General features: G+C 48.6%; 24 protein-coding genes and 2 tRNA genes. All 26 read right to left on the bottom strand.

Translation table 11 applies throughout. The features are described from left to right. Positions 1–403 precede the first annotated feature (403 nt). A complete protein-coding gene (gene lysS, locus KNQ04_RS15260) occupies positions 404–1885 on the bottom strand; it encodes a lysine--tRNA ligase (RefSeq protein ID WP_214851765.1) in 1482 nt (493 codons plus the stop codon). A 170-nt stretch (positions 1886–2055) separates the two neighbouring features. After that, positions 2056–3051 (bottom strand): tRNA dihydrouridine synthase DusB, encoded by a 996-nt coding sequence (gene dusB, locus KNQ04_RS15255; RefSeq protein WP_029332230.1) that lies wholly within the window; start codon positions 3049–3051, stop codon positions 2056–2058. Between the two features lie 35 nt (positions 3052–3086). Continuing rightward, entirely contained in the window at positions 3087–3578 is a 492-nt protein-coding gene (folK, locus tag KNQ04_RS15250) for a 2-amino-4-hydroxy-6-hydroxymethyldihydropteridine diphosphokinase (protein ID WP_214851763.1), read from the bottom strand. After that, complete coding sequence (gene folB / locus KNQ04_RS15245; RefSeq protein ID WP_029332228.1) at positions 3575–3946, bottom strand: dihydroneopterin aldolase; 372 nt, start codon at positions 3944–3946, stop codon at positions 3575–3577. Before folB ends, folK begins: the two co-directional genes overlap by 4 nt. Positions 3947–3948: 2 nt before the next feature. Next, positions 3949–4740 (bottom strand): dihydropteroate synthase, encoded by a 792-nt coding sequence (gene folP / locus KNQ04_RS15240; protein ID WP_214851762.1) that lies wholly within the window; start codon positions 4738–4740, stop codon positions 3949–3951. Next, on the bottom strand, positions 4737–5576 hold the full coding sequence (pabC, locus tag KNQ04_RS15235) for an aminodeoxychorismate lyase (protein ID WP_214851761.1): 840 nt from the start codon (positions 5574–5576) through the stop codon (positions 4737–4739). Before pabC ends, folP begins: the two co-directional genes overlap by 4 nt. Then, on the bottom strand, positions 5560–6141 hold the full coding sequence (locus KNQ04_RS15230; RefSeq protein WP_214851760.1) for an anthranilate synthase component II: 582 nt from the start codon (positions 6139–6141) through the stop codon (positions 5560–5562). Before KNQ04_RS15230 ends, pabC begins: the two co-directional genes overlap by 17 nt. Next, positions 6138–7532 carry an anthranilate synthase component I family protein gene (locus KNQ04_RS15225; RefSeq protein WP_214851759.1) on the bottom strand — a complete coding sequence of 465 codons (1395 nt, stop codon included), beginning with the start codon at positions 7530–7532 and terminating at the stop codon, positions 6138–6140. The genes KNQ04_RS15230 and KNQ04_RS15225 overlap by 4 nt, the downstream gene beginning before the upstream one ends. 86 nt (positions 7533–7618) lie before the next feature. After that, positions 7619–8563, bottom strand: coding sequence for a cysteine synthase A (cysK, locus tag KNQ04_RS15220; RefSeq protein ID WP_159172876.1), 945 nt, complete (start codon positions 8561–8563; stop codon positions 7619–7621). A gap of 80 nt (positions 8564–8643) precedes the next feature. Further along, entirely contained in the window at positions 8644–8955 is a 312-nt protein-coding gene (locus KNQ04_RS15215; protein WP_214851758.1) for a SurA N-terminal domain-containing protein, read from the bottom strand. 12 nt (positions 8956–8967) lie between these two features. Continuing rightward, complete coding sequence (gene hslO, locus KNQ04_RS15210; RefSeq protein WP_214851757.1) at positions 8968–9894, bottom strand: Hsp33 family molecular chaperone HslO; 927 nt, start codon at positions 9892–9894, stop codon at positions 8968–8970. Positions 9895–9905: 11 nt separating this feature from the next. Continuing rightward, complete coding sequence (locus KNQ04_RS15205) at positions 9906–10667, bottom strand: type III pantothenate kinase (RefSeq protein WP_029332220.1); 762 nt, start codon at positions 10665–10667, stop codon at positions 9906–9908. Between the two features lie 158 nt (positions 10668–10825). Next, positions 10826–12832, bottom strand: a complete 2007-nt coding sequence (gene ftsH / locus KNQ04_RS15200; RefSeq protein WP_214851756.1) for an ATP-dependent zinc metalloprotease FtsH — start codon at positions 12830–12832, stop codon at positions 10826–10828. Between the two features lie 120 nt (positions 12833–12952). Further along, positions 12953–13498 (bottom strand): hypoxanthine phosphoribosyltransferase, encoded by a 546-nt coding sequence (gene hpt / locus KNQ04_RS15195; protein ID WP_012368964.1) that lies wholly within the window; start codon positions 13496–13498, stop codon positions 12953–12955. A gap of 33 nt (positions 13499–13531) precedes the next feature. Continuing rightward, positions 13532–14776 carry a tRNA lysidine(34) synthetase TilS gene (tilS, locus tag KNQ04_RS15190; RefSeq protein WP_214851754.1) on the bottom strand — a complete coding sequence of 415 codons (1245 nt, stop codon included), beginning with the start codon at positions 14774–14776 and terminating at the stop codon, positions 13532–13534. 76 nt (positions 14777–14852) lie between these two features. Next, positions 14853–14924, bottom strand: a tRNA-Glu gene (locus tag KNQ04_RS15185). A gap of 9 nt (positions 14925–14933) precedes the next feature. After that, a tRNA-Met gene (locus KNQ04_RS15180) sits at positions 14934–15010 on the bottom strand. Positions 15011–15163: 153 nt separating this feature from the next. Continuing rightward, on the bottom strand, positions 15164–15688 hold the full coding sequence (locus tag KNQ04_RS15175; protein WP_088835979.1) for a S1 domain-containing RNA-binding protein: 525 nt from the start codon (positions 15686–15688) through the stop codon (positions 15164–15166). Between the two features lie 82 nt (positions 15689–15770). After that, on the bottom strand, positions 15771–16151 hold the full coding sequence (locus KNQ04_RS15170; protein WP_214851753.1) for an FtsB family cell division protein: 381 nt from the start codon (positions 16149–16151) through the stop codon (positions 15771–15773). Between the two features lie 65 nt (positions 16152–16216). Beyond that, positions 16217–16489, bottom strand: coding sequence for an RNA-binding S4 domain-containing protein (locus KNQ04_RS15165; protein ID WP_214767903.1), 273 nt, complete (start codon positions 16487–16489; stop codon positions 16217–16219). Next, a complete protein-coding gene (gene yabN / locus KNQ04_RS15160; RefSeq protein ID WP_214851752.1) occupies positions 16486–17916 on the bottom strand; it encodes a bifunctional methyltransferase/pyrophosphohydrolase YabN in 1431 nt (476 codons plus the stop codon). Before yabN ends, KNQ04_RS15165 begins: the two co-directional genes overlap by 4 nt. Beyond that, on the bottom strand, positions 17913–19463 hold the full coding sequence (locus tag KNQ04_RS15155; RefSeq protein WP_214851751.1) for a polysaccharide biosynthesis protein: 1551 nt from the start codon (positions 19461–19463) through the stop codon (positions 17913–17915). Before KNQ04_RS15155 ends, yabN begins: the two co-directional genes overlap by 4 nt. Then, positions 19463–22978 carry a transcription-repair coupling factor gene (mfd, locus tag KNQ04_RS15150; RefSeq protein ID WP_214851750.1) on the bottom strand — a complete coding sequence of 1172 codons (3516 nt, stop codon included), beginning with the start codon at positions 22976–22978 and terminating at the stop codon, positions 19463–19465. The genes KNQ04_RS15155 and mfd overlap by 1 nt, the downstream gene beginning before the upstream one ends. Before the next feature lie 55 nt (positions 22979–23033). Continuing rightward, complete coding sequence (pth, locus tag KNQ04_RS15145; protein WP_214851749.1) at positions 23034–23591, bottom strand: aminoacyl-tRNA hydrolase; 558 nt, start codon at positions 23589–23591, stop codon at positions 23034–23036. A gap of 99 nt (positions 23592–23690) precedes the next feature. After that, complete coding sequence (locus tag KNQ04_RS15140; protein ID WP_029332210.1) at positions 23691–24647, bottom strand: ribose-phosphate diphosphokinase; 957 nt, start codon at positions 24645–24647, stop codon at positions 23691–23693. Positions 24648–24716: 69 nt separating this feature from the next. Beyond that, positions 24717–26066 (bottom strand): bifunctional UDP-N-acetylglucosamine diphosphorylase/glucosamine-1-phosphate N-acetyltransferase GlmU, encoded by a 1350-nt coding sequence (glmU, locus tag KNQ04_RS15135; protein WP_214851748.1) that lies wholly within the window; start codon positions 26064–26066, stop codon positions 24717–24719. Positions 26067–26081: the final 15 nt, after the last annotated feature.

The raw sequence follows: 26081 nt of genomic DNA, 5'->3' as shown, positions 1-26081 counted from the left end.
AAAGTGTTTGACTTGCTCGTTTTTGTGACTAAAAGTCACGTTGACGAAGCTTGCGCTTCATTCATTGTTTGTATCCGAAGATACGTTTTTTGCCTCATCGTTCAGTTTTCAAAGTTCGTCGTGTCGTTTTCAGCGACTTTAATATCTTACCAAGTTATCAACTCGATTGTCAACAACTTTTTTTGATATTTTTTTCGGTGTGTCACAACCATTTGCGGCACAAGAAATAATATACCATGGCTTTTTCGATTGTACAAGCATTTTATTAGAAAAACATTTAAAAAGATTATCTACCCGTTTTATTGATGATTGATTCCAATCCATTACGTCTTTTCTAGACTTCATTTTTCATAATAAAGCTCCCTCTCTACTATATATAGAAGAAAGGGAGCATACGTTTTTGTTAGTTTTGTTGGTGGCGCATCGTCGGGAATAAGAGAACGTCACGAATCGATGGTGCATTCGTTAACAGCATGACAAGGCGATCGATTCCGATTCCAAGTCCACCCGTTGGCGGCATTCCATATTCCAATGCTTCGATGAAATCATTATCCATCTCGTGTGCTTCATCATTTCCAGCTTCTTTTTCGACAAGCTGTGCTTCAAAGCGTTCACGTTGATCAATCGGATCATTTAACTCCGTGAAAGCATTCGCATGTTCACGACGCACGATGAATAATTCGAAACGATCCGTAAAGCGTGGATCTTGCGGGTTTTTCTTCGCGAGTGGTGATATTTCAACCGGATGACCGTACACGAAAGTCGGTTGAACGAGTGTTTCCTCGATTTTTTGTTCGAAGAATTCGTTTAAGATATGTCCCGTCGACATATGTGACTGAACTTCGATTCCGTGTTCATGCGCAAGTTCATGGGCACGCTCTTTCGAAATGTCATCAAAGAAATTGATTCCTGTCGCTTCTTTAACGAGGTCAGCCATATGAGCACGTTTCCAACCAACCGTTAAATCAATGACATCTTCACCATACGTAACCTTTGTTGTTCCAAGTACTTCTTGAGCCACATGAGCAATCAGGTTTTCCGTCAAATTCATGATATCCTCGTAGTCAGCATATGCTTCATACAACTCAATCATCGTGAATTCAGGGTTATGACGTGTTGAAATTCCTTCATTTCGGAAGACACGTCCGATTTCATAGACTTTCTCAAGACCACCGACGATCAGACGTTTTAGATGCAATTCAATCGCGATTCGCATGTAGAGCGTCATATCGAGGGCATTGTGGTGCGTGATGAACGGACGGGCAGATGCTCCACCCGCGATTGTGTGTAACATCGGTGTTTCGACTTCCAAGTAGCCGAGGCTATCGAGGTATTGACGAATTCCACGAATGACTTTACTCCGCGCGATGAATGTCTCACGTGATTCCGTATTCGTAATCAGGTCGAGATAACGTTGACGGTACCGTTGTTCCACATCTTTTAATCCATGATATTTATCTGGAAGTGGACGGAGTGCTTTCGTCAACAACGTAAACGACGTGACGTGAACCGACAACTCACCGACGTTCGTTTTAAAGACATATCCACTGATTCCGATGATATCACCTAAATCACATGTCTTATATACTTCATATGCTTCTTCTCCGACATCATCTTTCCGGACGTATAACTGAATTTGACCTGTAACATCCTGAACGTTCGTAAATCCAACTTTCCCTTTACGGCGCGTCGTCATGACACGTCCAGCGATTGCTACTTCCGGTTTTAATTCAGCTAATTCTTCTTTTTCGTTCTCGCCATAAGCAGCACGGATACTTGCCGTATCCGTCGAGCGTTCAAAACGTGCACCAAACGGGTCGAGTCCTTGTTCACGCATCGCGTTCATCTTACCGAGACGCACCTGCATTTGATCATTCATTTCCATGTCCTGACTCACTGTATTCACTCCTTCTAAAAATTGTTCACGACGGTCTTCGTCCTTTTGCATCAAAAAGCTGCCGGCATGACCGACAGCCCGTTGAAAAAAACCGATTCGCTCATCTTCAATGCAATTAGCGTACCATAAAACGGGTAATCCCGACCATACTTTACATGTCACGCATGTACTGCGGTTGTTTCCAAAGTTTCGACATACTGACGTAACAACTCTTGGAGACCGGCATGGGTATCAATATCGAATAAGGCTTTTCGGACTTGTCCGTTTCCACTTAACCCTTTGAGATACCATGCGACGTGGGTACGCATTTCACGAACGGCTAGTTTCTCACCTTTCAGTGCAACGAGGCGTGCCGCATGCAACAAGCAAATATCAATCTTTTCACGTGGTGTCGGCTCGGCTGGTAACGTCCCGGATTCGAGATACTGGATCGTCTGATAGAGCATCCAAGGATTGCCGAGCGCCGCCCGACCGATCATGACGCCATCTACCCCAATCTCATCAATCATCCGTTGCGCGTCTTGCGGCGTTTGCACATCACCGTTTCCGATGATCGGAATCTGCACTGCCCGCTTTGCTTCGCCGATGATGTTCCAGTCCGCAACACCCTCATACTTTTGCGAACGGGTCCGCCCGTGGATGGCCACAGCTTTCGCGCCACCCGCCTCCGCTGCCCGGACATTATCGACACAATAAATGTGATGGCTGTCCCACCCGGTCCGCATCTTCACCGTGACGGGTTTCTCGACCGCTTGCGATACAGCATGAACCATTTCATATACTTTATCGGGATCAAGCAACCATTTTGCACCAGCATCACACTTCGTTACTTTTGGAACGGGACAACCCATATTGATGTCAATGATATCCGCATTCGTGTTGGCATCGACATACTGTGCCGCTTGAACAAGCGTTTCCTTCGACCCGCCGTAAATCTGCAGACTGAGTGGCTTTTCGCGTTCGTCGACATACAGCATCTCTAACGTCCGTTCATTTTCATATAAGATCCCTTTGTCGCTCACCATCTCCGCACAGACAAGTCCTGCCCCGAATTCTTTTGCGATCAAACGAAACGCAGGGTTGCAGACTCCCGCCATCGGAGCAAGAATGACGCGGTTGTTCAGTTCGACGTCCCCAATCTTAAAACCTGGCATGTTCATTCCTCCTCTCTTCTTCAATCCCTCTTTTGTTACACGATGCGCTTCACACCTGCTCGTTCCGTTTCCGGTAACCGGGCGTACAGTTCCGCGACCGTCATCTCTAAGTGTCGTACTGTATAACCCGGATTCAATTCATGTAACGGTGCAAGGACAAACGCCCGCTCTTGCATCCGTGGATGCGGCACCGTCAATCCTTCTGAATGTATATCATCTGTATTATAAAGAATGATGTCAAGGTCTAACGTTCTGGGACCATTCTTGAACAATCGTTTCCGTCCCTCTCGGCGTTCGATCTCTTGCAAGTGCGCGAGCAACACCTCGGCGGACCAACTCGTCTCAAGTTCGACGACCATATTGTAAAACAGGTCTTGCTCGAGATAGCCGACAGGAACAGTCTCATAAATCGAGGACGGACGAATCGTTTGAATCTCCGGGTACGCTCCCATCGCTTCGATTGCAGCATGTAAGTGACCGGCCTTATCCCCGATATTCGACCCAAGGGCGATGTAAGCACGGTTCATACGTAATCCCCCCGGACCCGATTGATTTCTACCGCGACATGCTCATAGTGTCCTGCAATCGGCGGATCTGGTTTGATGACTTTGACGGTCGCTTCCAGGATTCGTGGATCAAGCAAAAAGACGTGTCGGACAATCCGGTCCGCGAGTGCCTCGACCAACTGAACGGCCTCCCCTTCGACGACATGTTTCGTCGCTTCATAAAGCTCCGCATAATTGACACTTTCCCGTAAATCATCCGTCTCGCCGGCACGAGATAAATCAAGTCCGATTGACAGATCCACATTAAAGCGCTGTCCTAATTTTGTTTCTTCTGCGAACACTCCATGATAACCATAAAAACGCATCCCTGACACATGTATCCGATCCATCTTCATTCCCCCTTCGGTAATTCTGCTGCAACCATCGCATCCATCATGACTGCCGCCCGTTTGATTTCTTTCACGTCGTGGACACGCATCCACTCGCAGCCTTGTTCGATTCCATAACAGACGGTCGCAATCGTTCCTTCCACCCGCTCCGTCGCCGGGAGTCCGAGTGTCAATCCGATGAGTGACTTTCTCGACGTCCCGAGCAGGACGGGGTACCCGAAATCTGTCGCAATCGCGAGGTGACGCATTAAAAACAGGTTTTCTTCATATGTTTTCATGAAACCGATTCCGGGATCGAGCCAAATCCGATTCTCCGAGACGCCAGCCTGCTTCGCTAGCCGGATTGATTCTTCGAGGTCGGCCCTTACTTCTGCTAAGACGTCCGCTCCGTGTGGTTCTGTCCGATTATGCATCAAGATGATGGGAACTTCGTGCCGCGCTGCGACTTCTACCATCGAACGGTCGCCCCACTTCGAACCCCAAACATCGTTGATGAGATCCGCACCGGCACGGACAGCGGCTTCAGCGACTTCCGGTTTATACGTATCAATCGAAATCAAGACATCGAGCTCACGCTTCAAGCGACGGATGACCGGTACGACACGGTTGATTTCATCTGCTGCTGAAACAAATACCGCACCCGGTCGCGTCGATTCTCCACCCACATCGATGGCATCTGCCCCGTCCGCAACAAGTTGTTTTGCATGACGGACGGCGAGTTCGATATCGATGTATTGACCCCCATCTGAAAAAGAATCAGGTGTCACGTTCAAGATTCCCATGATTTTCGTCATCGTTTCCCCCTCCTCGACCACCGTGATTCAACTGCGGCGTCGAATAGCTGACGAACACGTTGATAGCCGCTTCCCGATTGACCCGGGAACGATCGTCCGTCAAGCGATGTAACGGCGACGGCTTCTTGAACAGAATTCGTGTAGAGAATCTCGTCCGCTTCCATCAACTGCGGTAACAAAGCAAGACGTTCTTCGACAACCAGCTCTTCCATTAAAAATTGCCGGGTGATGCCGTTCAAGGCACCGGTCTCAAGCGCAGGAGTGAACCATTTTTCACCATAACGCCAAAAGATATTCGACGTGATTCCTTCACAGATGAAGCCTTCTTTCGTCAAAAAGAGGCCTTCTGCTTCCTGATTAAACAATTGCCGTTTCGCAACTAAGTTATTCATGTAGTGATGCGACTTTAACCGGTAACTCGTTTCCGGTGTACTCCGGGGCAAACGGACCGTTTCGAGCGCACGCTCTGTCGCTTGTCGCACGCCAATCGGTCGTGCGTAAATCACGACAGTCGGTGTATCATACCGCTCGACCGATAATCCAATTTCACGCGGACCCGCTGAAACATTTAAACGAATGTATAAATCTCCTGTCGCGTGGACGCGACATAACGCTTCGACTGCTTCAAAGAGCTCATCGCGCGTGTAGGGTACATGGATTCCAATTGCCGCACAACTCATCTGTAGCCGTTCGATGTGATCATCAAATAAAAACGGATGTCCCGCATACGTCCGAAAGGTCTCAAAAATCCCCATCCCGTACAGGTAACCATGATCAAACGGTGAAATCCGAATCTCTTCTTCTTTTACTATCTGCCCATCATGCCAAAGATACATATCGATTCAACTCCAAAAAGTTTTTTAACATCTGCTTCCCGTCTCGGGTCAAGATCGCTTCCGGGTGGAACTGGACCCCGACAATCGGCAATTCACGATGCCGAAGGGCCATGATTTCTCCCCCTGCTTCTGCTGTGATCTCTAAGACATCCGGAAATGTCTCCCGTTCGACGACGAGCGAATGGTATCGTGTCACCGGCGTATCTTGAACGATGCCTTCAAACATCCCCGTCGCGTCGTGAGACAACAACGAGACCTTCCCATGCATCAAGTCTTTCGCTCGGACGACTTGTCCGCCGAACGCTTGACCGATGGCTTGGTGACCGAGGCAAACACCGAGAATCGGCAGCTTGCCTGCGAAGTATTCAATCGCAGCAAGACTAATGCCCGCTTCATTCGGCGTACAAGGTCCAGGCGAAATCACTAAATGGTCGGGGTTGAGTCGTTCAATCTCCTCAAGTGTGATCGCATCATTCCGAAACACCCGGATGTCTTGTCCGAGCTCCCCGAAGTATTGAACTAAGTTGTACGTAAACGAATCATAGTTATCAATCAATACAATCATATCGTTCCCTCCGCCATTTCTTTTGCGACCCAAAGTGCCTTTGCCTTACTGAGTGATTCCTCATACTCACTTGCCGAGTTGGAATCGGTGACGATTCCTGCTCCCGCTTGGATATACGCGACCCCATCCTTTGCGACAAGTGTCCGAATCAAGATGTTGAAAATTGCATCGTCCGCCCAACTGATAAATCCGAGTGACCCTGTATAAATACCACGTCGGACCGGTTCTAACTCCTCGATGATCTCCATCGTCCGGATTTTCGGCGCACCGGTGATCGTCCCTCCTGGGAACATCGCTGCGAGAACACGGCTCGCATCCTGCTGTTCTGCGACTTTCCCCCGGACGTTCGAGACGATATGTTGAACGTGAGAATATTTTTCAATCACCATCAATTCATCGACATGAACGGAACCGTACTGACTGACCCGCCCTAAATCATTTCGTTCTAAATCGACGAGCATGACATGTTCCGCCCGTTCCTTTTCATTGTCGAGCAGCGTCTTCGCCAGTGCCAAATCTTCCGCTTCATCTTTCCCGCGCGGACGTGTCCCAGCAATTGGACGCGTCGCGAGATCGTCTCCGATTTTTTCGACGAGCAACTCGGGTGACGCCGAGACGAGTGTCAACTCTTCATCGACGAAATAGCCCATGTAAGGAGACGGATTCACTTGCCGTAAGACATCATAGATATGCGCCGGCGACGTCAATAGACGTTCATGTTGACGAACCGCGAGATTCACTTGGAAGACATCCCCCGCTTCAATATAACGTTTGACGCGGTCTGCTGCTTCCACAAAATCAGTCTGTTCGAACGACCGCCCCCGTTCGAGCTGTTCGCCCACTACAGGATGAAAGACTGGCGCTTTACTCTCTATTTTCCACGCTTTCACCTCGTCTTCAAGTGCCGCCTCCGCCGCTTCGACGGTCTCGCGTGTCACGGCAACGAATAACCGACCTGCCTGCTCGTCATAAACGGCGACTTCATCGTACCAATATAATGAAAGATCGGCTGTTTCTAAATCATCCTCCGCTTCGTCCGGTAAACGCTCTAAATACCGGACTGCGTCATAACTGACGTATCCCGCGAGTCCACCAAAAAATGCCGGCATACCGTCCGGTCGTGCTGATGCGTAACGCGCACGCAGTTCTTCAATCAACGCAAATGGTGAATCCATCCGCTCTTCGACACCTGTGGAAGTCGTAATGGTTGTCCGTCCCGCCTTTGTCCGGAGCTGTCCGACTGGGTGTACGCCAGCCATCGTATACGTCCCAATTCGCCCACTTTCAAGCCAGATATGCCCGACTTGCTCCTTCGTCCGCTCCACGTAGCGGTTATAAAATTGTTCCTTCGTCCACGTAAATGCCTCATATACCGTTTGTCGCACGTGCATCCCCCACCTCTGTACATATTCTGTCCCCATTATACGCAAAAAAAGACACACGGGCGTCGAATGACTCCCATGTGTCTGAAAAAAAATTATAGTTTTGAACCCTCTTCTTCTTCGACTTGATAGAGTGGCGTACTGAGGTAACGCTCCCCATTCGAAGGAATGATCGCTAACACATTTTTACCTTTTCCAAGACGTTTGGCTGTTTTAAGGGCCGCAGCGATGGCAGCGCCTGAAGAAATCCCACCGAGAACGCCGTTTGATTTCGCGGCACGGCGCGCGTGATCAAATGCTTCTTCCGTCGTGATTTGTTCAACACCATCATAAATGTGTGTATCAAGAATCGACGGAACAAATCCAGCACCAATTCCTTGAAGTTTGTGTGGTCCCGGTTTACCACCCGATAAAACCGGTGAATCCGTTGGTTCGACTGCGATGATTTCGATTCCTGGGAAAGCTTCACGCAACACTTTACCAGCACCGGTGATCGTACCGCCTGTTCCGATTCCGGCGATGAAGGCGTCGAGTGACAATCCTTCAAACGCTTCAACGATTTCAGGTCCTGTCGTCTGTTCATGGACGACGGGGTTTGCTCCGTTGTTGAATTGTTGTGGCATGAAATGACCATGTTCTTCTGCTTCCGCCGTCGCTCGTGCGATCGCACCCTTCATTCCTTCTGGACCGGGTGTTAAAATCAACTCCGCGCCGTACGCACGAAGAAGAGTTCGGCGTTCCATGCTCATCGTTTCTGGCATGACGAGGATGGCACGGTATCCTTTCGCAGCTGCGACCATCGCAAGACCGATTCCCGTGTTACCACTCGTCGGTTCGATGATCGTATCGCCTGCTTTCAGTTTTCCAGCTTCTTCTGCCGCTTCAATCATCGATAGCGCAATCCGGTCTTTGACACTCGACCCAGGATTCATGTACTCCAGTTTCAAGTAGACATCCGCATCCTCTGGTCCTGTCAGATGATTCAACTTCACGATCGGCGTGCGGCCGACTAAATCTAGTACTGAATTTGCAATACGCATGACCATTCCTCCTCATAATGAAAAACCTTTAATTCCAAGTAATCCGATAGACCAATTATCTACGGATTGGATGAAATCTGTCAATCAAAGCGCTTTACGGTAGGTGCCGTACCATCTTGCGACTGACGTTCGACGGCCTCTTGAATCAAACGATCAAGTGTCGCTTGTTCGTGTTCCTTCCGCATCACCTGATAGACATCCGCTCGCGTGATCTCTTCGTCTCCGACTTTTGCGACGACATCTTCAAGCGGTCCTCCTATACTCTCTTGGACGATTTTTGGAGAATCCACTTTCGGAAGTTCTCCCATGAAGGCATATGCCCCCGTCAAAAAATTCGTCAACAACAAGATGAAAACCAACATCCACAAGTACTTAGAATTTATATTCCCCATTTTCAGACCCTCTTATGCTCGTTCGAGCGATTTTTCACGGAGTGATTGTAATTCTTCGACACCATACTGATAGTGTTCTGAACAGAAATGACAAACCGCCTCTGCTCCACCATCTTCATCAATCATCGATTGAATCTCGTCAGGCCCGAGCGCAACGATCGCTGTCGCGAGCTTTTCACGGTCACATGTGCAACCAAAAGTAACAGGAACCGTATCGAGGACTTCGTATGATTCACCAAGGACGAGTTCGAGCATTTCTTCCGGAGTTTTTTCTTCTCCGACAAGGATCGAAATTGGTTTTAATGCAGCGACTCGTGCTTCGAGTGCAGCAATCGTCTCTTCCGATGCACCCGGCATCAATTGAACGATTAAACCGCCTGCTGCGATGACCGACTCATCTTCCGGATATACGAGTACGCCGGCACCGACGACGGATGGGCTTTGTTCGGAGACCGCGAAGTAATACGTAAAGTCTTCACTGATTTCACCGGTTTGAATCGGCGATTGACCTCCGACGAAATCACGGAGTCCTAAGTCTTTGATGACAGAGATATTTCCGCGTCCAACCGCGTCTCCGACTTTTAATTTCGTCAGACCGTCCGCATTGACGTACGTGTCCATTTCGACACGCGGATGGCTGACATATCCACGGACCGTTCCTTTTGCATCAGCATCGACGATGATTTTCCCAATCGGACCGTCGCCTTCGACTTTAAGGGTTACGCGCGTGTCCCCTTTTTGCATCGTTCCCATCATCGCACCGATTGTCAGCGTCCGGCCAAGTGCCGCCGTGACGACGGGAGTCGTTTGGTGACGGAGTTGTGCTTCATACACCGTTTTCGTCGAGCGGATGGCGAAGGCACGGACTTCTCCGTTAAAACCAAGTGCCCGTACTAGATAGTCATCCTTTAATTGTGCTAATAATTCTTCACGTTTCATTATTTTTTCCCTCACTTATTTCGTTCGTAGATAATACGCAACCCTTCAAGCGTCAAAAATGGATCGACGACTTCAATCGTTGCGGATTCCTCGCTGATTAATCGGGCTAACCCACCAGTCGCAATGACTTTAGCTTCACCCATTTCTTCTTTCATGCGGTGGACAAGACCATCGACTTGTGCGACATATCCGAAGTATATTCCGGACTGCATCGCATGGATCGTGTTCCGTCCAATCGCAGATTGTGGTTTCGCGATTTCAATACGCGGTAGTTTTGCCGCCTTGTTATAAAGTGCCTCTGTCGACACCATGACGCCTGGTGAAATAATTCCACCGTAGTACCGTTTCTGTGAATCGATATAACAATAGGTCGTTGCTGTCCCAAAGTCGACGACAATCAATGGACCATCATACTTAACCGTCGCAGCGACCGCGTTGACGATTCGGTCTGCCCCGACTTCCCGCGGGTTATCCACTTTTAGGTCGAGCCCGGTTTTGATACCCGGCCCAATCACGAATGGGCGTCGATTGAAATAGCGGACGCACATGTTCTCGAGTGGGAACACGACGGGGGGTACGACAGATGATAACACGATTCCCTCGATTTCTTCCACGTTTAAGTCTGCATCCCGAAACAACGCTTTGACAAGAATCCCATACTCGTCTGTCGTCCGTGTCCGGTCGGTTGCGATTCGCCAGTGCTCGACCAACGTCTGCCCAGCATAGACACCCAGTACGATATTCGTATTTCCAACATCAATTACTAAGATCATTTGACTGATTCCCCACTTTTCTATACGATACCTGCAATATACGTTGTGATTATACCACGTCGGCTAGGCTTCACCTACCGAAGTGCGCAGACATCACGGGATATAGAAACAGGACCAGCACCCGCGTGGGTACTGGTCCTGTCTCGTTGTGTCAGCGATTAAATTTGATCATCACGGCGTGGTTGATCAGGATTTTCTACATCCACATTTTGACCTTCATCGATGACTGAACCGCGTTGTGTCGGAGATTCCGTCGGTTGATCGATGACTGGTGTCGTCGATTCCGATTTTTTCTCGTCTACTTTTGGTTCCGTAATGACATCAGGCTCATTTTTTTTGTATTCGCCCGTCTCTAAAAGATGGTGAATTTGTTTTTGATCAAGTGTTTCGACTTCAAGTAACGTCGTAGCGATCAAATCAAGCTGATCACGCTTCTCCGTCAAGATCGTCTTCGCTTTTTGGTAACACTTGTTGATAATCGCTTGGATTTCCGTATCAATCTCGTGCGCAATCGCGTCCGAATAGTTTTGTTCGTTTTGGAAGTCACGTCCTAAGAAGACATTTCCACCTTGACCGGAACCGAATTGAAGCGGTCCGAGTTTTTCACTCATCCCGAACTCCATGACCATCTTCCGGGCAAGACCTGTCGCACGTTGGAAGTCATTGCTTGCGCCAGTCGATACTTCACCAAAGACGATGTCTTCCGCGACACGACCACCAAGTAATCCAGTGATTTTATCTTCAAGTTCTGGTTTCGTCATGAAGTAACGATCTTCTTTCGGAAGCATGATGACGTAACCGCCGGCATTTCCACGAGGAACGATTGTTACTTTATGCACTTCATCCGCATCATCGAGTGTGACCCCGATGATCGTGTGACCCGCTTCATGCCACGCGACGATTTTTTTCTCTTTCGGCGAAATAATCCGGCTCTTCTTCGCTGGTCCCGCGATGACACGGTCAATCGCTTCCTCAAGATCGACGATCGAGATTTTATCTCGGTCGGTACGTGCTGCAACAAGTGCTGCTTCGTTCAAGAGGTTTTCAAGATCAGCACCCGAGAATCCCGGTGTCCGCTGTGCGATCGCTTTTAAATCGACGGTTGAGTCGAGCGGTTTATTGCGTGCGTGTACTTTAAGAACTGCTTCACGACCGACGACATCGGGACGCTCAACCGTAATTTGACGGTCAAAACGACCTGGACGAAGCAAGGCAGGGTCCAAGATATCGGCACGGTTCGTTGCTGCAATCATGATGATTCCTTCATTTTCACTGAATCCATCCATCTCAACAAGAAGTTGGTTCAATGTTTGTTCACGTTCATCATGTCCGCCACCGAGGCCTGCGCCACGTTGACGACCGACTGCATCGATTTCATCGATGAAGATGATACATGGTGCATTCTTCTTGGCATTTTCGAAGAGGTCACGTACACGTGATGCCCCGACACCAACGAACATCTCAACGAAGTCAGAACCTGAAATCGAGAAGAACGGAACGCCGGCTTCACCTGCTGCCGCACGGGCAAGCAACGTTTTACCTGTACCCGGAGGACCAACAAGAAGGACACCTTTAGGGATACGTGCACCAAGACGCGCGAATTTACGCGGGTCTTTCAAGAATTCGACGACTTCGACGAGTTCTTGTTTCTCTTCGTCTGCACCAGCGACATCATCAAACGTAATTTTCTTTTTCTCTGTATCATACAGGCGCGCTTTTGATTTACCGAAGTTCATCACACGGCCACCGCCGCCGCCACCTTGTGCTTGATTAATTAAGAAGAAGAAGAGAATGAATATGATGATGAACGGGACGATCGTCGTCAGTAACGCGATCCAACCGCCATTCGTCTCTGCTGCTTTAAAGTCCATCTTGACACCTTGACTGCGCAATTGTGTATAAAGATCCGTCAATTCTGTATCAACGGCTGGAACAACCGTCTCATACGTCGAATCTTTTTCACGTAAATCACCAGTCACATTATACGTCTGTCCTTCATACTGGAAGGTAGCCGTTTTAATTTCACCTTTTTCAACCGACTCGACAAACTGTGTGTAATTGATTTCTTTGCTTTTGTTCACTGGACTCTGCAAGTATTGCAGAAACAAGATCAAAGCTAGAAAAATGACCCCAAACACGAGGGTATTCTTCACTGCTCGGTTCATCTTATGCCTCCTCTCCGCACCACCTGACACACCTTCATCAACTGATACGAATCCTGACGCGGCAAAGCGCGCTTTGTAATTGGTTTCATCTTATCATGTGACAGTCGAGATTAAAAATAATTAGCCACCGTAGACTGCTGGCTTCAACACACCGACATATGGAAGGTTCCGATATTTCTCTTCATAGTCGAGACCGTAACCGACGACGAACTCATGTGGAATCACAAATCCACTGTAATCCGCGTGAAGGTCATTTTTACGACCTGACGGCTTATCGAGCAATGTCACGATTTTGACAGATTTTGCTTTGCGGTACTTGAAGAGGTCTACCAAGTAACCAAGCGTCAAACCACTGTCAATGATATCTTCGACAATCAGGATGTCACGTCCTTCTACGGATGTGTTCAAATCCTTCTCGATTTTCACTTCACCTGTCGATGTCGTACCACCGTGGTATGTCGAAACATCCATGAAATCCATCTCGAGGTGCATGTCCATCTTTTTAACGAGATCAGACATGAACGGCATTGCGCCTTTTAATACACAAACGAGTAGTGGAAAACGATCACCATAATCTGCTGTCAGTTCCCCTGCGAGTTCACCGACTTTATGTTGGATCTCTTCTTCCGAAATCAGTACTTTTTCCATATCATTCATTAAGGTCATGCTAGGTATTCCTCCTTCATTTTAAACACTACATTACCATTCTATCATTAAATAAGACCCTGCGAAGAGTTCAAATGACCCGAATTTTGCAATTCGATGTCCAATGACCGCTAAAACTTGACCAGTAGCATCAACGACGACGGGGACTTCTGCCCGAAGATAGTTCGGTACTTTCGCATCAATCAGAATCCGACTGACTTTTTTAGTCCCGATCGCTAACTGAATCCGGTCCCCAGGTAACGGACCCCGCACCGTTAGAGGGAAGGTGATTTCGGTTAAGGGGATCCCTGTATCTCCTAGCGAAAACGTCATTTGATGTTCTCCGTAACGATACGTCCCGAGGCTCGCCTCTACTTGAAATGGTTCCAGAACAGAGTCAACTTCAGATTGGCGGACGCACGTCAAGTATCCATACGTTCTCCGAATCCTCCAGTTTCCATAATACACTTCACTCGATGGCATATCTACTCGTAGCCATGCCAGGAAACGATCATTTCCGTCTTTTGACAAACTCAGGCCTGGAATTAAGGTCGGTAAGACCAGTCGTCTTAAATCCGTTGGTAACAGATTGATTTCTTCGACGGGCAATCCGTCATCCGTCATATGCCGCTGTATGAAACCTTTGACGTACGTCTGATGTTCCGTTTGCATCTGTTGCCGTAGCAAGGCAGCATGGATCGTCGCTTCTTCAAAGCCGGGACGGATTTGAGCCAGACGCGGTAAAATGTCATGGCGGATTCGGTTTCTCAAGTACTTCGTTTCGGCATTCGTCGCATCTTCCCGCCATTCGATTTGATGGCGCATCGCATAGTCGAGAAGCTCTTGTTTCGTCCAATTCATCAACGGACGGTGAATCTTCCCCGTCCCAAAAGAACGATTCATAGGAATTCCGTCCACCGTCGCTTCTCCCCGTAATAACTGAATCAGCAACGTCTCAAGTTGATCGTCTCCGTGGTGAGCAAGCAATAGATGTTTCCGCCCTGTTTCCTGCATCACTTGTTCAAAAAAAAGATAACGTTCCTCACGGCAACGTGCTTGACTTACCGATTGTCCCCGCCACTCCAAGCGGGTCATCCGAAAAGTGATATTGCGTTCACGTGCCCAGTTTTCAATGAATGTTGCTTCCTCGTCCGACGCGGTGCGAAGCCCATGGTGGACATGGGCAATGATAAAGTCATAGTGTGCTTCGTACAATAAATGTGCGAGTACCATCGAATCGCAACCTCCAGAAACACCGACGATCAGCGGGGCATCCGGAACATCACCAAGCGTTTTCATTCCATTCGTGCCCCCTTTTCGAATCTGCTATACTAAAAAAAGCTACCTCTATATAATAGAGATAGCTTTTAAAGAATGACCCGTACGGGAATCGAACCCGTGTTACCGCCGTGAAAGGGCGGTGTCTTAACCGCTTGACCAACGGGCCAAAAAAATATGGTAGCGGCGGAGGGAGTCGAACCCACGACCTCACGGGTATGAACCGTACGCTCTAGCCAGCTGAGCTACACCGCCATATTTTTAACTCGTGCGTCTTAAGCACATTTTCTATAATACGGTGGAGTGAAATGAAAGTCAACGCTTTTTATAAAAATAATTTCAAAAAAATAAAAGATGGAATGAACAGCGTCATTCCATCTCTATTCTTATAAAGAACAGGTCAGCAAGTTATTGACGTTTAGCACCGCGTCCGCCACGTTTTGAATCCGTTTGGCGTTTAAGTGTCGCAAGACGGTCTTCACTATCTTTGAGGAAACTTGTCATCAACGTATCGAACGTTTGCTCTTTACGTGGAGCAGGTGCTCCGCGACCACCTTTGTTGAATCCTCCACGATTTCCACCACCGCCACCACTGCGCGGTCCTTTGTTATCAAACGGACGTGGTCCGCGATCTTGACCGGCCGGGCGTGGGCCACGGTCGAATTGACGTGCAGGACGAGGACGTTCGCCTTCAGGGCGATCAACAGCCTTCTTGATTGAAAGACCGATTTTACCATCGTTTTCTACACTCAAGACTTTAACTGTGATTTCCTGTCCAACCGTCAAGACATCATTGATATCTTTAACGTAAGAATCTGCCACTTCGCTGATGTGAACGAGACCAGTCTTCCCAGTCGGTAATTCTACGAACGCTCCGAAATTAGTGATGCCTGTAACTTTCCCTTGCACTTTGCTGCCTACTTCAATCGACATAAATTGTATTGCTCCTTTTTAGTTGATTCTTTCTTATTATACGAGTGATTCTACATTTTTTCAATCAATCGGCAAGCTTCCGTTAATCTTCCGGTGAGAAATAGAAAATCGTTTCGCCTTTTTTCGAGTACAGTAACTCGCTTCTCGCTAAGTTCGCAACGTATTCTTTATCATTCAACCGTTCGATTTCTTCTTTCAGACGTCCCGACTCTTTTTTTGCTTTCGTTTGCTCTTGTTGCGCGACCTGGAACGATTGATTTTGCTCAGCAATCAATTGTTTCTTTTCCATGTATGACCACCCCATGAGAGAAAGGACGATGAGGAAGACTGACATACACATCAAAAAACGTTTTTTTAAGCGTGAACGGTTTTCAATCGCATTTTGACTTAATTGTTTTTTACGATCATTGAGCGGTTTAATCTTAGGTGCTGTTTGACGACCTGATTCTAACGGTGCTGGCATATCATCCCTCCTTATCCGAGTGGTCATCTCTGACACTCTTTAGTATACTTCCTTTTTCAGGTAAATTACATCGATTCTTCAGAATTCACTTTTTCTTCACGGATGATTTTGTACATATCCGTCGCTTCTTCTTTTTTCGCATGTTCTTTAATGCCGTCGATTTGAACGGTAACGATTTTATTCCCGAAACGAATCGTCATCTCGTCGCCGACTGCGACGTTACTGCTCGCTTTAGCGACTAAACCATTGATCGTGATACGCCCTTGATCGGCAACTTCTTTTGCAAGTGTCCGTCGTTTAATCAATCGCGATACTTTTAAAAATTTATCGAGTCTCATGACTGTTCCTCCTGCTTTGCTTGATTCCATAACGCATCTTGTTCTTCGAGTGATAATTGTTCCATCGGTTGCTCCGCGAGTTGCTCCATCCGCGTAAAACGACGAATGAACTTATCGTTCGTCAGCTGTAACGCTTCTTCGCCCGATAATCCCATGTATTTTCCGACGAGTGCTAACGAAAATAAGAGATCGCCGAATTCAGCAAGTTGCTCCTTTGGCGGTGCTTGTTGCAGTTCACGTATTTCTTCTTGTACCTTCTCTAACGCACCACTGACTGTGTCCCATTCAAAGCCGACTTTTGCGACTTTTTTCTGAATCTGTTCAGCACGCATCAAGGCAGGTGCCCCTCTTGTGACACCGTCGAGCAGATATTTCCGCTCTGGTTTCTCCTGCGACTTGATTTCTTGCCAGTTCGCAACGACGTCCGCCGTCGAATCAACCGTCGCCGTAGCGAAGACATGTGGATGACGACGAATCATCTTGTCACTGACACTGCCGATGACGTCTCGGATATCAAAATACCCTTCATCGAGACCGATTTGTGCGTGGAGCATGACTTGAAGTAAGACATCCCCTAATTCCTCTATCATTAAGTTATCGTCCTGAAGGTCGATTGCTTCCAGTAATTCGTAAGATTCTTCGATTAAATGTTTTTTGAGCGATTCATGGGTCTGTTCTTGATCCCATGGACACCCTCCTTCACCACGTAACCGGGCGATGATGTCTTTTAGCGTCGCGAAGTCACGGTTCAACGCCCGTTCCTCCGTTACCGGCGGCACATAAACAGTCGTTAAGTTGCTGAGCATCGTCACACGATCCAACTCATATAAAGGAACGGTCGTGACACGTTGTTGACTCGTCCCAGCTGCCGTGACGAGTGTTACCGGGTGCTCGTCCGGATACCGTTCCATTAACATGACCTTCAAATCACCGGCGACGAACGCGTCGTACACTTGACCAATCAACACATGTTGGCGAATTTGGGTATCGTCGATCCGAAAAGCCGTCGCGTCGAGCAGTTGAAAACCTTCAATCGGGTCGACACCGACTGCTGCGAACATCGGATCGAGGAAACTTTGTCCACCGACGATTTCGATATCCTTTGCGCGCGCGAGTAATTGTTGAACCGTACTCTCTGCTACGAGCGGATGTCCCGGAACCGCGTAGATGATTGCTTCCTGCTTTGCCTGTTCGAGTAGCGTCTCGACGATGTCTGCGTATACCGCCTCGAAACGATCGTGTCGCTCATAAATCGAATCAAACGATGTAAATTTCATTCCCTCTGTCGCCAGTTCTGAAACGACGGGATGATCTGCAGTTCTTAAATAAACCGGTTGTGTCGTTTCTTTCAACAACTTATAAACGCCGAACGGCAGTTGCTCTAATTCCCCGACTCCTAGGCCGACGACTGTAATACGGTGTGTCATATGATTTTCCTCCGATGATGAATTCGATAAAGTTTCTCTCCGAATGGCAATACAGCCCATTCTCGTTCTGTCAGGACATGCCTTCTCAGTGCGAATATACAAAAGACGACAGCGCCCCCGACGACGAGTAGACCGACTTCAAGCATCGCTCCGACTCGTGTCTCAAAACCCGCCCATTGAAACAGGCGTTCGACCACGAACAAAAACAGCGCCATCGGAATGACGGCTTGGGTCAACCGGACATAGAACGATCGTCCTGCTGTCACACGACCGAACTTTCGGTTCAGTAAAAGCAGTTGCGCCGATGCCATCACTGTAAATCCGCCGAACGTCGCCATTCCCGCCCCGATCATACCATAACGGGGTAACAAGTAGATGTTCAGGATCACCTTGACGAGTAGCCCGAGCACAACACCTGCGAAGGCATACTTTTCAGCATCGACGGACTGGAGGCACGAAACGATGATCATGGAGAGCGATGCCGTAAAAGCAGTTGCTGCGAGCCAACTGAGTGCCGCCGTCCCTTTATCATCTTGATACAAGGCAATGTTGAGCGGACGCATGATGCCGAACAATCCAACCGTTGCCGCTGCCGCGACTAATAAACCGGAGCGGAGCAGTGTTTCAAGGTGCATCCGCGTCGTTGTGTCATTACGTTTTCGGTATTCCGTCAACAATGTCGGGACACTAGCCAGACTGATTGACGTCGCAAATAAAATCGCGAACTGTAACAAAGGGTACCCGCGGTCAAAAATCCCCTTCTCGATTTTTGTTTCCATTGTATCCCCAAGCAAGTTGACGAACGTCAAGCCGTCGACCAACTGCATGAGCAGTAATGCGAGCGAAGCGATACTGACCGCCATCCCACTCGTCAATAAGACTTTTGCGACTCGTTTCAAATGACGCTTCGAGATGACCGGACGCCCGATCCGCCCTTTCGCGAACAGAAGAAGCAAAAATAAGGAGGCGACACTCCCCCCGAGTGCCGTGATATGTGCCGCGGCACCGACTTGATACGGATTCGCTCCAATCGATACCCCGTAATATGTTACGAGTAGCAACAGGCAGACACGGACGGCATTTTCCGTGATTTGTGAAAATGCCGTTGGCCGCATCTCTAAATCTGCTTGAAACATGCCGCGTAAGACGGCGATGACCGGTAACAGATAAAACGTCAGCGTGACGGCCCGTAACGGGAGGACCAGTTTTGCGTCCCCGAACAACAAGGCGAGCTCCGGCGCAATGATCCAACCGAGAATACCAAACGTCAATGAGAGACTGGCAAGGGCAAAGAAGATGGACCACAGCACCTCTCGTTTTTCTTCCGGATGGTGTAGCGTCAACTTCGCGACGATGACAGGGAGCGCATAAATGCCAAGTGCCGCTGCAATCGCGAACAATGGATAGACCGTCTGATACACGTATAACCCAAAGTCTCCCGCCATGTTCTGATAAGGAATTCGGTAAAAGAAACTCAACAGTTTCGAAACGTAACTCGAAATCGCAAGGAGCGCTGCCCCCTGCGCAATCGTCCGTCGTTGACTCATCACATTAAAATCCGACGATCGAGTTCAGCGAGAAGACGTTCCGCTTGCTCCGTCGTTTGTTGGACAGTCTGTTTACCACGGTTCAACGTCAAGACAAGCTTACCTTCTTCCTGCCCCATACCGAGTCCACGTCCGATCGGGACCGTCCATTTGACGAAGTCAGCGACATCAATCGTTTCTGTCGTTTGTTTCGACAAGACGATTTCAATTTTCGGATCGGTCTGTTTGACTCGTTCGATGCGCGCCCGTTCAGCAAAGATACGCATCCGCGTCAATTGAATCAAACGGGCGACCTCGACCGGGAATTCACCGAACCGTTCAAGCATCTCTCCTTCGAGTGCATCGAGACTTTCTGGTGTGTCAACGTACTTCAACCGCTTATAGAACTCGATTTTCAGTTCCGAATCGGACATATAATGACTCGGGATGTAAGCATCGAGACTAAACGTAAAGTCTGGTACGAATTTTTGGACACGTTGTTTGCCTTTCATCCGTTCTTTCCGTTCTTCGACGGCTTCCGATAGCATCTGTGAATACAAATCGAATCCGACTGAATCGATGAAGCCGGATTGTTGCGAGCCGAGTAAGTTCCCGGCACCCCGAATCGATAAATCGCGCATCGCGATCTTAAAGCCACTTCCGAGCTCCGTAAACTCCTTGATTGCTTGGAGACGACTCTCTGCGACTTCCGTCAACCGTTTTTGCGGTCGGTACGTAAAGTACGAATAGGCGACACGGCTCGATCGTCCGACGCGGCCGCGTAGTTGATAAAGCTGCGATAGACCCATTTGATCGGCATCATTGACGATTAACGTATTGACGTTCGGAATATCGATCCCAGTTTCAATGATCGTCGTACTGACGAGCACGTCAGCATCCCCTTCGAAGAAGGCGATCAATTGACTTTCGAGCTCCGTCTCTGTCATCCGTCCATGCGCCGTGACGACACGTGCTTCCGGGACGAGCGCCCGGATTTCTTCCGCCTTTCGTTCAATTCCTTCGACGCGATTGTAGAGGAAAAAGGCTTGTCCCCCTCGTCCGAGTTCCCGTTCTAATGCTTCACGTACGATGATGCCGTCATACTCCATCACATACGTTTGGACCGGATAGCGGTTTTCAGGTGGTGTCTCAAGGACTGACAAATCACGGATTCCGATCATCGACATGTGTAATGTCCGCGGAATCGGCGTCGCCGTCAACGTCAAGACATCGACGTTCGTTTTGAGTTGCTTCAGTCGTTCTTTATGTTTGACACCGAAGCGTTGTTCTTCATCGATGATCAATAGACCGATGTCTGCGAACTGGACATCTTTCGACAGGACACGGTGGGTTCCGACGACAACGTCAACCGTTCCTTCCTTCAAGCCTTTTTTCGTCGCCTTCAGTTCTGCCGCCGACCGGAATCGACTCATGACCGAAACATTGATTGGCCATTCGCTGAACCGTTCGAGCATCGTTTCATAATGCTGTTGCGCAAGGACCGTCGTCGGCACGAGTAAGGCGACTTGTTTTCCTGCCATGACGGCTTTGAAGGCCGCCCGAATCGCGACTTCCGTTTTTCCGTAGCCGACGTCTCCACATAACAGACGATCCATCGGACGTGGTCGCTCCATGTCCTTTTTAATCTCTTCGATTGACCGCAATTGATCGACCGTTTCCTCATACGGGAACGATGCCTCGAACGCTTGCATCCCATCGTCATCTTCAGGAAAAGCGAATCCAACTGCCGCTTCTCGCGTCGCATACAATTTGATCAGTTCATCCGCGATGTCCTCGACTGATTTTTGGACTTTCGCTTTAACTTTCTTCCAGTCCGTCCCACCGAGTTTATAGATTTTCGGTTCTTTTCCTTCTGCCCCAACATACTTTTGAATCAAATCAATTTGGTCGACCGGGACGTATAACGAGTCTTCCCCTGCATAGACGAGGTGCAAATAATCTTTATGGTTACCCGCGACATCAATCGTTTTGATGCCATGGTAACGTCCGATCCCGTGGTGAATATGGACGACATAATCACCTGTCTTCAACTCTTGATAACTTTTGATTCGTTCAGCGTTCGTCAACTTCGTCGTCTGTTTCCGGCGACGGGTCGGCTGCTTAAAGACTTCTTCTTCCGTCACGACGACGAGACGCGCATTCGTCATCTCAAATCCACCATGGATGCCACCGATTAAAATCGACGGGTGTCCGCGACGCATATCTTCTTCTGCAGTATGCAGTGAGGCTTCGACCCCATAGTCAGCGAGCGTTTGACGCATCCGTTCCGCCCGCTCCTTGTTGCTCGCAAGAAAGACCATCCACATGTCTGCCCGTGCGTAACGGTCAATCTCTTGTTTCAACCGTTCCATTTGCCCATGAAACGGGGCAATCGGTTTGATGTTGAAGTGAATCGATGCACTTTCAGGGACGCCGCTTCTCCGTGTTGGTAAGAGTGACAAGTAGAGCAGTTGGCGTTGTTCGAACACTTTGAGCATCGGGACCGACAACATATAATCGCTGATGCTTTGTCCACGTTCAATCAGCGAAGCCATCCATTCAGCTTCTTCCGTATCTTGTACTTCTGCCGCCTCTTCAATGCGGGCAATCTCATCGACGATCAAGACAGTATCTTTGATATCAGCAAGTAACGTCGTCTGATAGAGAAGTGGTGCATATTTCGCGAGTTGTTTCGGTCGTTCCCCACTTTCGAGCAACTCGACGTCATAGGCGATTCCTTCTTCAAGTGCTGCAAGGACTTCCGTACTTTGAACACGCTCTTTCGTTGCTTCATACAGTACACGCAACCGTTCACCTGCGGCACGGAGGTTTTCCGTCGTCGCGAAGTGCTCCGCTGCCGGCGGAAGCAACGCTTCTGCGACCACGCCAAGCGATCGTTGTGTTTCTGCATCGAATGTATAAATCGAGTCGACTTCTTCATCGAATAAATCAAATCGGAATGGCCGTTCGACCGTCAACGGATAAATATCGATGATACTCCCCCGGACTGCAAATTCTCCTGGTGTCGTCACGGTCGCCGTTCGTTCATACCCGGCATCGACTAATTCTTGAATGAAGTCCGGAATCGCCAGAATGTCGCCCGGCTTAATCCGTTTCGTATGTGTTAAAAAATCACTTGCAGGTGGGACATAACGTCTGAGACCGACGAGCGGGATGATTAAGATGCCATCATCCGTCGTCAGGAGACGGTGCCGTGTTTCAATCCGCGTCGCCCGTAATTCAGGGCTCGCCCCGTACGATAATTCAGCAGCCAACGTCTCGTCGACCGGATAGAGCATCACTTCCTGTTCAGGCACCAGTTCAATCAAATCATCATACAGTTTTTGTGCTTGAAACATATTGTGCGTGACGATGACGAACCGTTTTTTTGTTTCTTGATAAATCCCCGCGACGAACAATGCTTTCCCACTGTTCATCAATCCTGTGATGAGCTGGGCATCGACCCCTTGCCGAAAACGTTCGCGGACCGTTTTTATTTCTGGTATTCCGAGCAACAGATTTTGTAGTTGTTTCATAGTTTCCCCTCCTAAGACGACAGCAAAAACGCTTTGGAATTCCAAAGCGTTTCGTTCAGTTATAGCGATTCATCAATGCTAAGAATGGTGTATCAGTAAAGTCTGTCGCGATTTTTACGGAGTCCGCCAACACTTCCCGCAAGACAGGTTGTTCTGCTTTTGAGAACGGCATCAGGACCCAATCAATGACTTGAATCGGAGCTGGTGGACGACCGACACCAAGTTTCAAGCGTTTGATTTCTTGTGTTCCTAAATGTTGGATGAGCGATTTGACGCCATTATGCCCACCGGCGCTTCCTTTTGAGCGAAGACGCATCTTTTCGAGTGGAAGATCGAGATCATCATAGATGACGAGGACGTCTTCGACCGCGATTTTATAAAAATCGAGGAGCGGGCGAACCGCTTCCCCGGATAAATTCATGTAAGTCAGTGGTTTGACGAGCACGACACGCTCCCCATGTATCATTCCCGTTCCGAAGACTGCTTTAAACTTCGACTCGGATAATTTTATTCCGTGTTCCTCCGCCAAAGCGTCAATCGCGAGGAAACCGATGTTATGACGTGTGTTTGTATATTTAGTTCCAGGGTTTCCTAGACCGACGATACATTTCATACCGCCACCTCCTTTTGTTCATTTCCTTCGATGAAAAAGAGCACGAACAAGGGTCCGATTTCAAAAAACCGGACCTCATCGTTCATATCTGTTTGTTGATCAGCTAAAGAGCGGGCTGATTGATTTTTGTTCATGGACACGGATGATTGCCTCTGCAAGTAACCGCGCGACAGAAATTTGTTTGATCTTACTTGCACATTCACGTTGCGTCAAGTCGATCGTGTTCAAGACGACGAGCTCTTCAATCGCTGAATTTTCAATCCGCTCCATCGCTGGACCAGAAAGAACAGGGTGTGTACAACAAGCATAAACTTGTTTCGCCCCATTTTCGATCAATGCGTTCGCAGCAAGTGTAATCGTTCCTGCCGTATCAATGATGTCATCGATGATGATTGCGATTTTACCATCAACTTGACCGACGATGTTCATGACTTCCGCGACGTTCGGTTTCGGACGACGCTTATCGATGATTGCGATTGGTGCTTTTAATTGTTCTGCTAATTTACGTGCCCGTGTAACGCCGCCATGGTCTGGAGAAACGATGACGAGTTCATTCGGGTCGATGTTTTTCTTCTCGAAGTAAGTAGCAAGAAGTGGAACACCCATTAACTGATCTACTGGAATATCGAAGAAACCTTGGATTTGAGCAGCATGGAGATCCATCGTGACGACACGTGTCGCTCCTGCGACTTCAAGTAAGTTCGCAACAAGCTTTGCCGTGATCGGCTCACGCGAACGTGCTTTACGGTCTTGACGGGCATAACCATAATACGGCATGACGACGTTGATCGTCCGTGCAGAAGCACGTTTTAATGCGTCAATCATGATGAGGAGCTCCATCAAGTTCTCGTTGACCGGCTGACTTGTCGATTGGATGATGTAGATATCATCTCCACGAACGCTTTCTTCGATGTTCATCGAGATTTCGCCATCACTGAAGTGTTTGACTGAACTTTCGCTAACGGGAATTCCGATGACCTTAGCGATTTCCTCTGCCAGTGGTTTGTTCGAGTTGAGTGCGAAAATACGAATTTCATGTTCTAGGACAGTAGACATGTTTAGGTGGCCTCCATTTGTTTGGTTTAGACGAGTAGAGCGACAAGTAATGAATAAGGTGGAGCTGAATTAACGATAATCAGGTTTCGTCGTTTGACGCTCACGAGCGATCGCGAGACCATTTTCCGGAACATCATCTGTCACCGTCGAACCTGCTGCGACGAGTGCATTTTTACCGACTGTGACGGGGGCGATCAAGTTGACGTTACATCCGATGAACGCATCATCCTCGATGACCGTTTCGAACTTGTTTGTCCCATCATAGTTGACGGTGATGGACCCACATCCTAAGTTGACGTTTTTACCAATCGTTGCGTCTCCGACGTAACTCAAGTGTGCCGACTTGCTTCCTTCACCGAACGTCGATTTCTTGACTTCAACAAAGTTACCGACACGCGTGTTCGCTCCGAGCACCGCTTGCTGACGCAAGTGCGCGAATGGACCGACTTGTGCTGCTTGCCCGATCCGGCTATCGGTTACGACCGACTGACGGACGACGGACGCATCTGCCACTTCACTGTTACGGATGTCACTGTTCGGTCCGATGATACATTCAGACCCGATTACCGTCTTCCCGAGCAATTGTGTCCCCGGGTAGAGCGTCGTATCCGAACCAATCGTAACATCTGGTCCGATATAGGTCGATGCCGGGTCGATGAATGTGACACCTTGACGCATCCAATATTCGTTCGTCCGCTTTCGCATCGACGTCTCTGCTTGTGCGAGTGCAACCCGGTCATTGACACCGATCGTCTCTTCAAACGTCGGCGCCGCATAGGCAGCGATCGTTTCGCCATCTGCTTTTGCGATTTCGATGACATCCGGCAAGTAATACTCCCCTTGGACATTATCGTTCTTGACTTGTTTTAACGCAGCAAACAACAGCTCGTTATCAAACACATACGTACCTGTGTTGATTTCTTTAATCGCGAGTTCTTGTTCCGTTGCATCTTTATGTTCAACGATTTTTGAAACATGTCCCTCTTCACCACGAATGATACGCCCGTATCCTGTTGCGTCATCCGCATGAGCCGTCAAGACGGTCACTTTCGCACCCGTTTCTGCATGGTGGTCGAGTAACGCGGCTAACGTCTCACTCGTTAAGAGTGGTGTATCCCCACAGACGACAAGCGTCGATCCTTTTTCGTTTCCAAGTACCGGTTCTGCCATTTGAACAGCATGACCCGTGCCAAGCTGCTCACTCTGAAGCGCATATTCCACCGATGTGCCAAGCACTTCTTTTACAGACTCCGCACCATGCCCAACGATTACGACTTGACGTTTGACGCCAAGTGTCGCGAGTTGGTCCACGACGTGTTGTACCATAGGTTTCCCAGCTACTGGGTGGAGTACTTTGTAGAGTTTTGATTTCATGCGTGTTCCTTTACCAGCTGCTAGAATTACCGCGAAATGATTCATCCTTGTCGCTCCTCC

It is taken from the genome of Exiguobacterium sp. s193 (assembly GCF_018618755.1).
Taxonomy (GTDB): Bacteria; Bacillota; Bacilli; order Exiguobacteriales; family Exiguobacteriaceae; genus Exiguobacterium_A.
Note: the sequence above shows the minus strand (reverse complement) of the source record. Positions and strands in the feature narration are given on the sequence as shown.

Coding starts and splice junctions, on each gene's coding strand:
- KNQ04_RS15230 (WP_214851760.1), bottom strand. CDS start 6,141: ATGATTGTATTGATTGATAACTATGATTCGTTTACGTACAACTTAGTT.
- KNQ04_RS15155 (WP_214851751.1), bottom strand. CDS start 19,463: ATGAGTCAACGACGGACGATTGCGCAGGGGGCAGCGCTCCTTGCGATT.
- glmU (WP_214851748.1), bottom strand. CDS start 26,066: ATGAATCATTTCGCGGTAATTCTAGCAGCTGGTAAAGGAACACGCATG.
- hpt (WP_012368964.1), bottom strand. CDS start 13,498: ATGACCTTAATGAATGATATGGAAAAAGTACTGATTTCGGAAGAAGAG.
- KNQ04_RS15205 (WP_029332220.1), bottom strand. CDS start 10,667: ATGATCTTAGTAATTGATGTTGGAAATACGAATATCGTACTGGGTGTC.
- KNQ04_RS15215 (WP_214851758.1), bottom strand. CDS start 8,955: ATGGGGAATATAAATTCTAAGTACTTGTGGATGTTGGTTTTCATCTTG.
- KNQ04_RS15165 (WP_214767903.1), bottom strand. CDS start 16,489: ATGAGACTCGATAAATTTTTAAAAGTATCGCGATTGATTAAACGACGG.
- KNQ04_RS15225 (WP_214851759.1), bottom strand. CDS start 7,532: ATGCACGTGCGACAAACGGTATATGAGGCATTTACGTGGACGAAGGAA.
- hslO (WP_214851757.1), bottom strand. CDS start 9,894: ATGAAACGTGAAGAATTATTAGCACAATTAAAGGATGACTATCTAGTA.
- pth (WP_214851749.1), bottom strand. CDS start 23,591: ATGAAATGTATCGTCGGTCTAGGAAACCCTGGAACTAAATATACAAAC.
- KNQ04_RS15170 (WP_214851753.1), bottom strand. CDS start 16,151: ATGCCAGCACCGTTAGAATCAGGTCGTCAAACAGCACCTAAGATTAAA.
- folP (WP_214851762.1), bottom strand. CDS start 4,740: ATGACGAAAATCATGGGAATCTTGAACGTGACACCTGATTCTTTTTCA.
- lysS (WP_214851765.1), bottom strand. CDS start 1,885: ATGGAAATGAATGATCAAATGCAGGTGCGTCTCGGTAAGATGAACGCG.
- folK (WP_214851763.1), bottom strand. CDS start 3,578: ATGAACCGTGCTTACATCGCCCTTGGGTCGAATATCGGGGATAAGGCC.
- ftsH (WP_214851756.1), bottom strand. CDS start 12,832: ATGAACCGAGCAGTGAAGAATACCCTCGTGTTTGGGGTCATTTTTCTA.
- mfd (WP_214851750.1), bottom strand. CDS start 22,978: ATGAAACAACTACAAAATCTGTTGCTCGGAATACCAGAAATAAAAACG.
- KNQ04_RS15140 (WP_029332210.1), bottom strand. CDS start 24,647: ATGTCTACTGTCCTAGAACATGAAATTCGTATTTTCGCACTCAACTCG.
- folB (WP_029332228.1), bottom strand. CDS start 3,946: ATGGATCGGATACATGTGTCAGGGATGCGTTTTTATGGTTATCATGGA.
- dusB (WP_029332230.1), bottom strand. CDS start 3,051: ATGCCAGGTTTTAAGATTGGGGACGTCGAACTGAACAACCGCGTCATT.
- yabN (WP_214851752.1), bottom strand. CDS start 17,916: ATGACACACCGTATTACAGTCGTCGGCCTAGGAGTCGGGGAATTAGAG.
- cysK (WP_159172876.1), bottom strand. CDS start 8,563: ATGCGTATTGCAAATTCAGTACTAGATTTAGTCGGCCGCACGCCGATC.
- pabC (WP_214851761.1), bottom strand. CDS start 5,576: ATGTATCTTTGGCATGATGGGCAGATAGTAAAAGAAGAAGAGATTCGG.
- KNQ04_RS15175 (WP_088835979.1), bottom strand. CDS start 15,688: ATGTCGATTGAAGTAGGCAGCAAAGTGCAAGGGAAAGTTACAGGCATC.
- tilS (WP_214851754.1), bottom strand. CDS start 14,776: ATGAAAACGCTTGGTGATGTTCCGGATGCCCCGCTGATCGTCGGTGTT.